At 30.8% G+C, this 14918-nt stretch carries 8 protein-coding genes; all 8 read left to right on the top strand.

Going from position 1 to position 14918, the window contains the following annotated elements; genetic code table 11:
• Positions 1-137 (top strand): PAAR domain-containing protein (locus tag CX675_RS20150; protein ID WP_240723635.1); only part of this gene is annotated, 137 nt, incomplete at its 5' end.
• Positions 130-567 carry a GPW/gp25 family protein gene (locus tag CX675_RS11595; RefSeq protein ID WP_130735400.1) on the top strand — a complete coding sequence of 146 codons (438 nt, stop codon included), beginning with the start codon at positions 130-132 and terminating at the stop codon, positions 565-567. The genes CX675_RS20150 and CX675_RS11595, both read left to right, overlap by 8 nt.
• 30 nt (positions 568-597) lie before the next feature.
• Positions 598-4392, top strand: coding sequence for a hypothetical protein (locus CX675_RS11590; RefSeq protein ID WP_130735399.1), 3795 nt, complete (start codon positions 598-600; stop codon positions 4390-4392).
• On the top strand, positions 4379-7105 hold the full coding sequence (locus CX675_RS11585) for a hypothetical protein (protein WP_130735398.1): 2727 nt from the start codon (positions 4379-4381) through the stop codon (positions 7103-7105). The genes CX675_RS11590 and CX675_RS11585 overlap by 14 nt, the downstream gene beginning before the upstream one ends.
• 4 nt (positions 7106-7109) lie before the next feature.
• Positions 7110-10967 carry a contractile injection system tape measure protein gene (locus CX675_RS11580; RefSeq protein WP_130735397.1) on the top strand — a complete coding sequence of 1286 codons (3858 nt, stop codon included), beginning with the start codon at positions 7110-7112 and terminating at the stop codon, positions 10965-10967.
• 109 nt (positions 10968-11076) lie between these two features.
• Entirely contained in the window at positions 11077-13089 is a 2013-nt protein-coding gene (locus CX675_RS11575; RefSeq protein ID WP_130735396.1) for a hypothetical protein, read from the top strand.
• A gap of 20 nt (positions 13090-13109) precedes the next feature.
• Complete coding sequence (locus CX675_RS11570; protein WP_130735395.1) at positions 13110-13919, top strand: hypothetical protein; 810 nt, start codon at positions 13110-13112, stop codon at positions 13917-13919.
• Positions 13920-14014: 95 nt separating this feature from the next.
• Positions 14015-14917: a hypothetical protein gene (locus CX675_RS11565; protein WP_130735394.1), complete on the top strand. Its 903-nt coding sequence runs from the start codon at positions 14015-14017 to the stop codon at positions 14915-14917.
• Position 14918 lies beyond the last annotated feature (1 nt).

Below are 14918 nucleotides of genomic sequence, written 5' to 3'. Positions count from 1 at the left end.
TAGGCCCGCCCGATTCTATTGTAAAAGGTTCTGCTACGGTTATGATTGGTGGTATGCCTGCCGCTCGGGTAGGCGATTCCACAGCGCATGGTGGTAGTATTGTTTTAGGTGCATTTAATGTATTGATCGGTGGATAATAATAATACACATAAAGAAGAAAACCATTTTCTAGGTTCGGGTTGGGCTTTTCCAGTTACTTTTTCAGCGGGAAATCACCAACTGATTTTATCGGGTTATGAACAAAATGTAAACCAATCGATAAATACTATTTTATTAACTAATAATGGTGAACGCATCTTAAACCCAAGATTTGGTTCTGGATTGCAACAATATTTCTTCCAAAAAATGGATGAAACACTAAAAGGAGAAATAGCAGATACCGTTAAGTTCTCTTTAATGCATAACGAACCCAGAATTACAGTAAAAGATGTAAATGTAGCCTTTGTTGATATGGTTAAAGGACTTATAGAAATTCAAATAGTATATGTTTTTAATAAAACCAATACCAGACACAATTATGTATTTCCTTTCTTTTTGAAGGAAGGAACCAATTTAAAAAGTAGATAATAAATGAATTCTTTGAATCAAAATACGTTTATGAATTCTCTAGAAGAAGCTTTAATACCATCATCAAGTTTGATAGATGGTAGAACAGAGCGCGACTGGTTGAGTTTTATAGCTGATTTTGCTTCACTGATTAATTTTTATGATGCTTCCAATCAAATTAATGGCAATTGGTCTCCTTTCATATTAAAAGATCCTGTTGTTATTTTAGCCACTATTTCTAAAACAAATGTGAGTAAAAAACACGCTCATTTTTTACATACTTGTTCTCATATTACTACTTTGTATGAAAAAAATCAAAGCGATCAAAACATCAGTACATTAATCGTCACGCTTTTTGATCAGGTTTTTCAATTATTTTTAAAACTAGAACGCTGGATTCATTTTTTATTACAATCCAACCAAGAATTCAGTTTAAAAGAATATATAATCTATCAGGTAGAAAATAGTTACAGTGCACAATTATGGGCTTTATTGTCTTTAAAGAGACAATTGACTTTACACAAAATAATTGCTACTACTGAAACATTTGAATGGACTATTTTTCAAAAGGCAAATCAACAAATTTGGAAACAAAACAAAGACAAAAAAACGTTTTGGGAAGTACTGCATTTAGACGCTTCTTTTTTAAAAAATAAAATTCCAGATTTTATTCGTGCTATTAAAAAATCGGGAGATCAGTTATTTACTTTTTTTGCATCAATAGTGCATTATGCTAAAATTGCTTTCGATAAATTAAAAGAGACTAAAAGTAAATTTCCAGATACTGTTTTGATGCGTACTTTCATTAATTTACTCATGAACCACAGCAAACAGTTAAATGAAATTTCACAAAAACACCTGAATTTTTATTATAGTGACATCTTAAAACAACAAATCAAAAATGCACAACCAGATCAAGTATTTGCCTCTATTCAATTGAATAAGAAAGATACGCCTTTTTTATTACCAAAAGACACCTTGTTTAATGCTGGTGTAGATGCAGAAAAGAACCCCATTTTTTTTTCATCTAATAAAGATGTTAGTTTAAATCCAGCTTCGGTATTGAGTGCTAAAACGATTTATATTGCAACCATAAATAATAACAACACCTTTTACTTACAAAATATAACCTCTCCCACAACAGTCCAGAAAGATGAATCAGGAAAAACAAAAGGTTGGCCTATTTTTGGTGGAAATGGTATTCCAGTAGCAACTCCTTTGAATTTTGGTTTTGCATTGGCTTCCCCTTTATTATTGCTCAAAGAGGGTAATAGAAACATTCAATTAACATTATTTTTTAATAATCCTAATGCGTTTTCTTTTTTAAACGAAGCTCATTTTTATCTCAGTACCAAAGAAAATTGGTTCGCAATTGTACCCACAGTTACACAAGACAGTAACAATACTAATGCTATTATTTTAAACATGGCGTTAGACAGCAAACAACCTGCTATTGAAGCTTTTTCTACAAATCCAGAGGGATATCCATCTGAATGGCCGATGTTAAAAATAGCCTTTACTTCTGTTCCAAATACAGTAATTCCAGTCATACTAGCATTTCAATTTGACATTACCGTTACTGATGTTGCTTCTTTACAATTAGCTAATGATTTCGGGGCTTTGGATCCTAAAAAACCTTTTGAATTATTTGGACCAACACCTTTAATAAACAGCAATTTTATTATTGGTAGTTCAGAAATTTTTAGTAAGCCTTTACAAACATTAGAAATGGATTTAACTTGGGATACACTTCCAGATAGTTTTCAAAATTATTATTTAGAATACAATAAATACATTACGACTACGACTCAAAACCAAAAAAAGAACTCCCAATTAGTTCCTGTAAATCAAAAATCACAGGGTGTTATTCACAAGTTAGAAGCCATTCTAAAAGGGGGCTTAAACATTATTAAAAGTGCTTTTAAAAAAATCGCAGATACCATTATTGCTTTACTAAAAGAAATTGTGCAATTATTGAAAGAACTTTTAGGCATTGTAGAACCCGATCCAACAGTTCCTTTTAATAATGTTTGTTTTACGGTAGATTTCGAAATTTTAAACCATAATTCTTGGTCTCCATTTAACATGATTAAAGAAGGAGTAACTGTTGCATCGGATGGAAGCACCACTCCTATTCCGTATGTGATAAACCCTTATTGTGTACCTGAAGCTGAAACAACTGCTAATCTGCTTTTTAGTACAAACAATAACACTAAAGGATGTCTTTTAACAGACTCCAGTTTCTTTAGTTACAACACGCCTTCTGGAAACGAAATGAAAACACCTTCTAATCCAAACCTTCAAAATGTAGCATTAGTATATTCTAATGAAAGCACATCAGGATTTATAAAAATGAGTTTAACAGGTCCTAATCCGTATGGTTTTGGTAGTCAAATCTATCCAGAAGTAGTTTCTAATATTGCACTTCAAAACGCTTTGCTTATTTCAAAAGATTCAAAAATGAATCCTAAGAAATTGGCACCCGTTGCGAAACTCCCTTTTACTCCAAAATTAAAAAAAATAACAGCAAACTACACAGTATCTGAATATTATGATATAACCCAAACTGGAAGTTATCCATTACAATGTTTTGCTTCCAATCCTTTTACAACTTACACTATTTATGATAATAAGGGTAATTTACCTCCTTATAACTTTAATGTAGGTGACACTCATTTAAAAACAATTCTTAGTAATAATGGTATTCCACTACTTCCTTCTTGTTACAATTATAAGGGCTTTTTATATATTGAATTAAAAAACGTTCTTGCTCCAAACACAGTGAATATTTATGTTGAATTAGGTAGAAAAGAAGGTTCTATCCCTACCAATACGAAACCAGATTATTATTATTTGAGTGCTACTGGATGGGAACTACTTCCTGTGTTATCTGATGAGACTAACAATTTAAGCTGTTCGGGCATTATTACATTTAATATACCGAAAAATTGTAGTAACGAAACAAGTAGCATGCCAGGAACTAATTATTGGATTTGTTTGGCTACTAAAAGTGCTATCTCAAATTATCCTGATATTACTTTTATGCAAACTAATGGTGTATTGCTGTCGCGCTCTGGAACCACATTTTTAAACGACACAACTAAACCATGCATAAACGCGAATAGCATTACGAAACCGAAAGCATCTATTCCTGAAATTGAAAGTATCTTACAACCTTTTCCTTCCTTTGGAGGAAAACCAATGGAAACGGAAAGCATCAAAAACACCAGAGTAAGCAACCGTCTTAAAACAAAAGATCGTATTGCAAGTAGTACCGATTATTATCGAATGATTCAAGAAGCATTTCCTGATATTTTTTATTCTAAATCTATTTATAACAATCAAAAAGTACAAGTTTATGTGGTAAAAAAATGTGCAAATTTCACAGATTATAATGCTCTTTCACCTATGATTCCTATTTGTTTAGAAGAAGAAATACAACGCTATTTAAGCGAAAGAGTAAGTGCATTTACTACAGTATCTGTAGCGAATTTTTCTTTTTTAACTGTTACGGTGAATGCTACAATTACACTTTTTGATGGTTATGAATTTCAAGGAGTTCAAAAAGAAATACAAAAAGGTTTGGCTCTCTTTTTATCGCCTTGGATTACCTCAAATAACAAGCAAATTATAATAGATGAACCGCTAAGCAATATCGATGTTATCAATTACATCAAAACTATTCCTGGGGTAAGTAATGTTTCCGAATTGTTTTTTACTACTTCGAGAGTAGATCAAAATGGAACGACAATTACAGCAAATAATGTGACCTCTATTTCATTGGTACAAAATCCAGAATTACTCATCGCTTCAAGCACAAATCACAACATCAATGAAAGAGATTAATTACATTATAAACACGCCACTTCCTTTAACTCAGGATTTTACTTCGTTAAAAAATGAAGGGTTGTCTTATATTACAAAAATTGCTGGCAATGAATGGACAAATCTCAATTCGAGCGATCCTGGTGTTACTATTTTAGACCAACTTTGTTATGCTTTAACTGAACTAGGTTATTGTAATAATTTTCCTGTAAAAGATATTTTAACCGATTATAACGACAAACTCATTGTAAAAGATCAGTTTTATCTCCCGAATGAAATACTTACAACTTCACCAATAACCTGTAACGATTATATCAAATACATTATTGATGAAGTAAGTGAGGTAGACAATGTTATTATTGTTCCTATACAAAGTAAATTATCCTACTTGAAAGGAATATATGCTATTTATCTAGCATTAAATCCTGAAATAAAAGATGCTGCTACAATTTCAACTGTTTGCAATACCGTTTTTTATCGCTTAAACAAACGTAGAAATTTAGGGGAATTATTTTTGGTACCACAACCTTTAAAAGAAAAAAAGTACACTTTAACAGGACAACTTCAAATTAGCAATCAGGAAGAAGCATCTAAAATAATTACTTTATTAGAAAATAAAATTCATTATTACATCTTTCCAAAAGTAATACAGGAAAATGAAAGTGAACTCCTTTCTGAAGGTGAAAACATCAATGCGATTTATAATGGTCCTGATATGAGACACGGATGGATTAACGAAGCCCATTTAGGTCAGAAAAAAAATAGTGTTACACTTAGAAATCTTATCAATATTATCCAATCGACGGCTTCTGTTAGTACAATTCAAAATTTACAAATTAAAGAAGTACAACCTGTAGATGTTGTAACAGGTACAAATAGTGAATTACTCACTTTTGATCTTAGTGAATTAACTGTAAGTTATACTAATGTAGGTGCTCATAATGCTATAAACGATGAAAAAGCGATATCACTTTCAAATCTTGTATCAGAAATTACACCAAATAAACAAGAAAAGCTACCCAAAGGAAGATATAGAGACATTAATTCTTATTATTCTATACAAAATACTTTCCCTGATATTTATGCGGTAGGTGAAAATGCTATTAATTCTAATGCCTCCGATTTTGAAATTGCACAATCCCGTCAGCTAAAAGGCTATTTAACTTTATATGATCAAATATTAGCCAACCAATTTTCTCAGTTGGCCAATGTACATCAGTTATTTTCATTTAAAAATGGAATTACAGGTACTCCTTCAGAATTAGAAAATTTCTATACCACGAAAACACCATCTGAAAAAGAACAAATTATGTATCCTGTTCCTTATTTAAGTTTCTCACCTACTTATTTTTATCAGGCTTTATATTCGGTTCCCAATATAAAACCTTTACTCAAAAACAATACTGTTTTTAATTATAGTTTGGAAACTAGAACCTCAACTGTGGCAGAAGAAATGAGTTGGATAAAATTCAAAGAAGATCCTTACAATTCATACATCAGAGGCTTACAAAATTGTATGGAAGAAGAAAGTGAAAACCTAAATCGACGTAATGCTATTTTAGATCATTTGTTAGCTAGACATGGTGAATCGCCTTTATTTATTGATACAGTTATTGAAGGTTCTTTGTACACAGGCAACAGTCAAAAAGATAAGATCATTATTAAAAGTTTATATCTTCAAAATCTTGGCTTACTATCCTACAATAGATACAAAGGCTATAATTATTTAGGAGCTAAAAAGATAGCGTCTTTATCTGAATACAAACTACAAGATAAAGAAGCATTAGCAACAAACATAACTTCACCTTGTTTTAATGTTGAAGAAGAAACAGATTTTTCATTTAACAGATATGACAACTTTGTGACTGACTTTATTTTTAATACGCATAAGGTAGATCAAATTGAAAAAGTAAAAAAACAAGATTTTATTGATTACTCTGCTTTAGAATTACAACTTAATCTTTTATTAAGTCTTAAAACCCCTTATATTAATTACCTACAGTCTATTTTAGACACGCTAGATTCAGAGTGTAGCACTTGTCAAAATACAAATGAAAAGTGTAGCACTTGTACGACACAACTCGAACAAATACAGCAATCACTTTGGTTCCTAAATGAGCGAAAAGGCATTTTATGTATTGAAAATTGTTTGTTGTACCCTATAAATAATACCATTGCAATTACCACTTCTATTCTTAATGGACCTTATTATAAAATAAGTACACCACTTACCTATGCTGAAATGATTAATTTGTATGGTTTATTGGAAACTGCAACAGCTATAAACATTACCTCTACAGACACTTCAGACACAACCAAAATAATGACGATAAATAATAGTATTACTTACACTGTTGAAGTAATACCTACCCAAAATCCAATTTCAAACTGGTCTGAAACCTTAGCAACTGAAACTCCTTTTTATTTTTCATTACAAGAGGAGAATACCTCAACTTCTAATGAAAATGTGCCAATGATAACCCTAATTTTTCCAGATTATATTCCTTATTTCAATACTCAATATTTTAAAAACAGATTAGAATTATTATTAGAAAATATTGTCCCAGTAGAAGTTTCTTTCCATGCCCTTTTTGTAGATCAAGAAACCATACAAAAGATAATTCCAGCGTACACTAATTGGCACAACAATTTGGTGTTTAATTACTCTAATTATGTAAAAAAAACAGCAACAGCTAGCTCCTTGATTAGTATTCTAAAAACCATACAAGAATAAGTTTATGAATCAATTGAACCATCATATCATCTCTAAATTGCAATGGCAAAATTCTTTTGACCAGAAAGAAAAAGCTATGGAGTTGCAACAAAGAGTGAGTCAATGGAGCCATACTAAAATGCAACAAGAAATTGCGCGTGTTTTCGATACGCTTTGTCCCGATTCGCAAACATGGAGTATTTCATCATTAACCTTAGATTTAGGAGTTATTGATTATGATCATTTAGAAGAAGACTTGGCTTTAAAATTAACCCAACAATTACAAGACACTCTTTTTGAAATAATTACGAATGCAGAAAAAAGAAAAAATAACATTGAAATTTCAGATACTAATGTTTCCCAAATAAGCCTTCTTAAACATTACTTTTTAACGGGTTTAATGTCATGGAATTTTAAAAGTTCCGATCATTCTATTAATCAAATGTTGGCCAAGCAATTTAAAAACAATAAACAATCGGTTCTCGAAATGCTTTATAAAGTAGGTGTAGTAGACGAGAATGTTAGAAAGAGAATGGCTTGGCAACTTCACGAACCAAATATTATAAAAATCATTGAAGGATTAGAACGAAGTAATCATACGCAAATTATCAATTTTTCTGAAGAATTAAGTCAAATTCAACAGCAACAGCCTTTGGTTCCAGCAAATAAAAAGGATTTCAAAAGAAATCTTTGGTTTTGGATTTTAAATTATTTATTTACAGATAGAGGTACCATTTTTAATAAAGTAGCTTTTATGAAAAGTAGTATTCTACAAATGTCGAATCATTACAATGTAGCTTATACCGAATTATTACATCTTATAGAATTAGCTATTAATCAAGTACAGGTTAATTCGAGTACCAAAGCTGATTTTATCGTTATTTTAAGTTATTTAACTAAAGAAAATGACGCACTTATTGTAAAAGAAAACAGTTCATTTCATTATGAAACAGATTATTGGGAAGTTTTAACCACACTTTTTAAATCGCCAACCCTTCGAAAAGAACCTAGCAAAAAAATTGAATTTAACGATTTAATTCATACGCTTTCTCGAGAAGATAAAACTCGTTTTAAAACTTTATTTTCTTCTTTTGGAGATCATACTCACTTTTGGCATCCTATTGTTCTTGATTTGGAAAAACCAACTATGGAACGTATTTTTCAAGCCATTATACCAGCACAATCTTCTCTACTGATCGAAAGTATCTACTTTATTGAGAAATTGTACAAGGAAATGAATGTAAAACTAGAGGCACTTCTTTTATGGGAAATTGGGATACAATTTATCCTTGAATACAAAAACACGCCTTTTGATAATAAAACCTTTTTAAATTATACCATAATTGCATTAGGCAAAAAGAATAACAACTTAAAAGAAGTTATATACGATCAATTACCTCATGTTAAAGTACCTTCTTCCTCTAAAACCATTGTTGCTTTAGAAATATATACGAATCTGACTTCTATTTTAAAGGAAGAAGTATTCGAAAAAAGAAAAATCCTTTTTCCTACTAGTTTTATAGCTTTATTAGAAGAATTAGCACTACAAATAAAAACAAATACTACCAGTACATTTCGCAGTATTACCATTCAAAAAGAGATTGTTAAATACATTCAACTGCATCCCAAAGAAGCTTTTGAAGTGCTGCAACAATTTAAAAACAAAACAACATTACAATTACTTTTTCCTTATATTCTAAGCAAACAACACATTCATTTATTTGTTGCAAAAATAGCATTGTCTAAAATTGAATTATTACAGATTATTGCAAAAACTTTTAAAGAAAATCAACAAAGTGCTACCATTGTTAACCTAAGTATTCCAAATAGTAATAAACTGTATCGTTTAGGAATTGAACTTATTATATTACATTCTGAGCAAACCCATTTGCAATTTTTAGAAATGGTTCTAGAAAAACTATTTTTAAAATTAACTCCATCCCAAAAGTTAGCTTACAGTACATTTATTACTATTCTTTTTAAACAAGATAAAATACAAGCTATTGCAAATGCGTCTAATAGTTTAGAAAAGTTACGCTTGCAATTATTTCAACAACATCCTAAATCTGTTACTCTTAATGAAAATAAATTTCAAGACAATACCAATGTAATAAAAAACAGCTCTTCAACTGAAATTAATTCGGTTACAATTAATGGTCAGACTATAGCAGTAAAAAAACTATTGGAATGGATTACTCTTTGTATTTCAACTACTACTTCAAAAGTAACAGTACAAAATATCCTATTTTCATTTAAAAAAATAATAGAAACCGCATTAGAAATTAATGCAAAAGAAGTTCTAAAAATAATAGCAACTGTCCCTATCACTCCAAAAAACATACATTTTTTGCAACGCAATGTTAATTGGTATCAGTTTAGTCTTTGGATTGCATACAACAGTAATTCTGTATTACAAGAAGAACTAGAAACGCTTCGCATATTTTCAAATTTCATGAATTATTTCACTCAGAGCAAATTGTCTACAAAAATAGAATTTTCGCTTTGGGAAATTACCTTAAAAATCATAAAACAAGAGACTCATTTTCAAAACATTACCAAAAAATTTATCACACATTGGCTGGACCAAATGATTAAAGAAGAAGTGTTAAATGCCAATGATATCCTAAAAACTATTCAAAAAAACACCATTACAATAGATCCTGTTTTAAAAAACATACTAATGGAATACAATACTACATTTTCAAAAATTACACTTCATTCAAATACTACCTTTTCTAAAGAAATGCAACGTTGTGAAGCACAAGGACTCATGGAAGAGTTATTTATTGTTTTACTTACCGAACGAAAAATCCCTCATTGGTTTTCCAATACAGAAAATGCAACTACACTAGAAGTATTTCATGAAGCGCTAGAATATAGTCCTACTACATTTATAGTGGTTTACAAACACAATAGAATACCACAACTTCAAAAACAACAGTTATACAACTGGATGGATTTTAAGAAAACAATGCGAGTTATTAACGAACATTATAAAGGAAAACAACAATTATATATCATAGAACGACTGTATCATGTGATGAGCCAAATCGTACTAAAAGGAATTACGGCTAAAGAAATACAAGAAATTTTATTTAAAAAAATACTCATCGCATGGACAGAAAACAATTGGTCAATTCTGTTAGCAGAACATATTTGGCAAGAATTACTTTGGGAAACCTATCAGAAGAAAAACATCCTTAAAAAAGAGTTTCTGAACGCTATTGAGAAAGTAAAACACCAATTACCTCCTGCTCTACAAATAAGTTTTGACCAATTAGTAAAAACAAATAGTACGACTACTACTGCTGTTCCATCTATATCTCTTAAAATTGAAAAAAAAATGGACATAAAATCGTCTGTAAATGAAATTAATAGCTCTCCAATTGTTATCAAAAATGCAGGTGTGGTATTGCTAAACAATTACATTGAAATGCTTATGAATCGTTTAGGCTTACTTAATGAAAATCAATTTAAGGATATAGACTCTCAATTAAAAGCAGTACATTATTTACAATATGTAGTGACAGGGTTGTCTACTACCGAAGAAGTGTTTTTACCTTTAAATAAAGTGCTTTGCGGATTACAAATTACAACTCCTATTATGGAAAGTATTTCTATAACCGAAGGAGAAAAAAATTTAATAGAAGGTCTTATCAAAGCAGTAATTTCCTATTGGAGTATCATTGGAGAAACTTCCATAAATGGTTTTAGAGGAAATTGGCTTGTAAGAGACGGATTGCTTCTCGAAAAAGAAGACCGTTGGGAACTAACCGTAGAAAAAAGAGCCTATGATATTTTAATTAATCAATCGCCTTTTTCTTTCTCAATTATCAAATATCCTTGGATGGAAAAACCGCTACATGTTACGTGGCCTTATTAAGTAAAACAATATGAAAAATAGAATACTTATAAAAATTGACAGTAGTTAAAAAGAATAATGACACAAAAGAAGTATAACAAATAATATAAACATTAAAAATCAAATAATTATGAGTTCCTACAATGAAAACCTTAATGCAAGTGTGGTTAGCTCGTTACAAGCGCAAGAATTAAAGCTAAGTAACACACAAGCGCAACTAAATGCAGGCATGTTTACGCTTTATTATGCTGAAGACGCAAAGATTACAGCACAAGAAAAACTACTACAAACAGAAGAAAAGTACAAAGCGCAGGAAATTATTAAAGATGAAGCCGTTGGCAACAATAACCTTAGCAATAACCTGTTAGCAACCGCTAATCAAGAAAAGCAGTCTAACTTACAATCTGTTTCAAATGCGGCTGTTTCAGCAGCTAACGTGCAAATTGCTACCAATGCAATTGTAAATTTAGCGAGCGACATGGGTAGTATTGTAAGCATCTTAAATGCGGCTGATTATGGTAGCCAAATATACGAGCAAGCTGTTTCTGTAAACAAATTAATGAATAACACTGCCTATAATGCAGAAGTAACTTCGCAATGGGCCATGGAAGCCTCTTCTTTAACTGCTGAAGTAACAGCTAGTACTGTGGCTGATATGGCAGCTTCTACAGCAGCTTCTATAACCAATTTATTAAGCGTATTAAATAGTCAATTAGAAGCTACATCAACTTTAGAAATTACAGAAAACACAAATTATTCTACTGCAGCTACCGAACAGAAAAAAGCAGAAGGGGCCTTAATCGATGCGAAAGTAGAATATGATGCGGCAAAAGCAACCTATTTATCAAGTATTAATGAGCTAAACTTAAATTTACAAGTAACTGAAACAACAGCAAATTCTTTTACAGTTCAATTTGATCCTTATTTAAATCCTTTTCATAAATTAGATATTAATCTGCCAAACTCAACTTACAATTCAAACCCTGTTGAGAATTATTATCTTTTTGTAGTAAAAGAAAGCAACAAATCTACTTTTTCTTTAACTACAGCAGAAGGATTACTAGACAGTCCAGATATCGCATTTAAAATAAGAGCCAAACAACTTACTACAGCTAGTATTTCTAAAAAAATATTGTTACCTCAAATCAAAGACACCAATAATAATAATTTAGTATTAGGGGAGAGTTATGTGGTATTTGTTTTGGCCCAATTTACGTTGGATTATAAAAAATCTTTAAACAATTTTGATGATTATTTAACAGCCGCTTCTTCTAATTTTGTATTAAGAACACCTTTAAATAGTCCAAATGCAAGTGACATAGTGGTAGGTTTCTTACCAGAAAAAGAAAACCCTACTAATTTTACTTCTCAAGTACTACAATTTAATGTTAATGAAAATGTAGATAATGTAGAATATAGATGTATGTTTTTACTCAACAATACTAAATTAGTAAATCATATGTTTAAAGCGGAAAGTTTGCTTTCTGTTGAAAATCAAATTGTAAAAGATATTAATACCGAAATAAACAATCGTAAAGACGAAGAAGATCGAATTAACGCGTTTAATAATCAGAATTTACTAGAAAGTTTAAAGAGTGAATTAAGCGCTTTAGAAGCTTTAAAAGAGCAGTTAACCAAAAATAATACGGATACTACCGTTGATGCAGATGCCAACACTGATACAGATACTTCAAAAGGAAAAGCAGTTAAAGTTGACGCAGATGGCACAGTAGAAATTACCTTACAAATTAATGATATAAAAGACAAAATTCAATCATTAACTTCCATTGATTTACGAAACATTAATCCTGCAGAAGACCCTTCAAAACAAACAGGACCAAATGAGACACCAAAACCTGGATTTTTCTTCAATCAATTAATTGCTGAAAACATAACGAATTATTCAGTTCCTGTAGGTAATCAAATCGTAAAATCTAAGGATAACAACGTAATCGTAAACTTGCCTATCTTAGATAATACTACTGATAACTTTGGTAATCCTCTCTTGGAAGACAATCAATATATCCCAGTTGTATTAGCCATGGCTTCTGGTCCTGAAAAATACACGGCTCAGTTTTCCAATGCCATTTCCGATTTTACCGTTACCAATGCATTTACTTATACTACAACACCAAAAAATTAATCCTCTAAAAAGAATTTATTATGTCAATATTCACAATCCAACCTCTAAAATATGGGGTTACTGAAAATAAAAAACGAACGTTAGATACTTTAACGATACAAGTATTAAACGCAACCGATGAAGTGTCTCAATTACAAGCAATAGTTACTTCTTTAACTGATAAATTAGCTACTTATCAAGGTTTTTTAACACAAGCTGATGCAAATAAAACACAGGCTCAAAACAACGTAACCTTAATGAATACGGTAGTTAAAAATGCTTTAAACTTAAAAGATAATTCTGAAATTGCGTTAAAAGAAGTGATAAAAGCAAATGAAAAAACTGAAAATGTTGCACAAAATTGTACTAGTGTAACCAATAAGTTAATTTATACTGCTGAAATGATTAACAAATTAGCCAATCTAATTGTTCGCAAAAAAGCACAAAACCCGCTTATTTCAGATCAATTAATAACCATGATTACAGCAGCTGGTAATAATGCTAATAACGCTGTAGCTTTATCATTAGTGGCTTTAAATTCTGCTTTTGTAGCGCAATCAACTAATAAAGATGTACAAAACATATCGGGTTTAGAAAACTTACAATCCAATAAATTATACAATAAATTAATTAATGATCAGGAAACCAACAGTCCATACCCGTCTTTAAACACTTTATTAAAAGATGCTTACGATTTAGCCGTGATCGAATTTAACAAAATGCAAAAAGCCTATAATGAAACATTAAATCAATTGAACTTAAAAACCGCAGACTTAAACAAAGCTCAAATTAATTTAAAATCGTTACAGTCTGGCCTTGCGGCTGCCAATGCGGCTGCTTTGGCTTCATAAAATAGGTTTGAAATTTATCCGTTTTGTATCACAGTTTTTAAAATAATATTAAAAGCTGTGATCCAAAACAACCATTCAAAAACAAACAGAAAGACATGCATACTATTTACAAAAAATTTTACAGAAATTGTTACTTTAAAACGAATGGTTTTATACCCTCTAGTCCTTTAAACAAGACTTTGTTTCTAGGAGATTTTTTCCATATTGTAAATGGTGAAATGATTGTTTTGGGAAATATTTTTAGTGGAAATATTGTAGATTCTAAAAATGTAACATTTGATCATAATATTCCATTAAATCCAGAGGCTTGGAAATTTCATGAAGGGGTTTCTAAACCTTATGCAGGAAGAGGAACAGGACAAAGTATTGATGGTGATTTCGAATTTAGTAAACAAATCATAGCTTTTGAAACTAGCGGTAGTTTCCTTTTTCATGCCAATCATCCAGAAGCAGTAAAAATAAAAAACTGGACCGACATTCAGAATGAACTAATTATAAAACTTACTCAAACATATTATTCTTTTAGAAAATTATATGTAATAACAGAAACCGCTAGTGCCTCAGATTGGACTTTGGCTATTGCTGGAGCAAAAAATGGAGAACTGGAAATTGCCATGGAGACTGAAAATTTTGGACTCGTTGATCTTTTCGGTCATCACAATTCTAAAACCATACAATCTAAAGACATTGATTATTATAATAGACAAAAGGAGAGAAAACCTTCCTTTTTTAAGGCAAAAAAATTAATAGAACAAGATGAAAAACTACCTGTTTTTATTAATGAATTAATTTACCAACGTTCTTTAATAAAGCAGTGGGGAAACACATTCTACACTTATGATTTGGATTCTAATCACGATCATGATGTAGCGTTATTGAATAATGCGCAAATTAGCATTTTAGACCTCCTTCCTGGAAACCAATTGAACCCAAATACGGCTTTACAATATTTTAAATGGACAGACACGAGTCTTGATGATGTAGCACTTTTTTTCTAAA

Origin of the sequence: Flavobacterium sp. J27, from assembly GCF_004303025.1 — a bacterium.
Classification (GTDB): domain Bacteria; phylum Bacteroidota; class Bacteroidia; order Flavobacteriales; family Flavobacteriaceae; genus Flavobacterium.
Note: the sequence above shows the minus strand (reverse complement) of the source record. Positions and strands in the feature narration are given on the sequence as shown.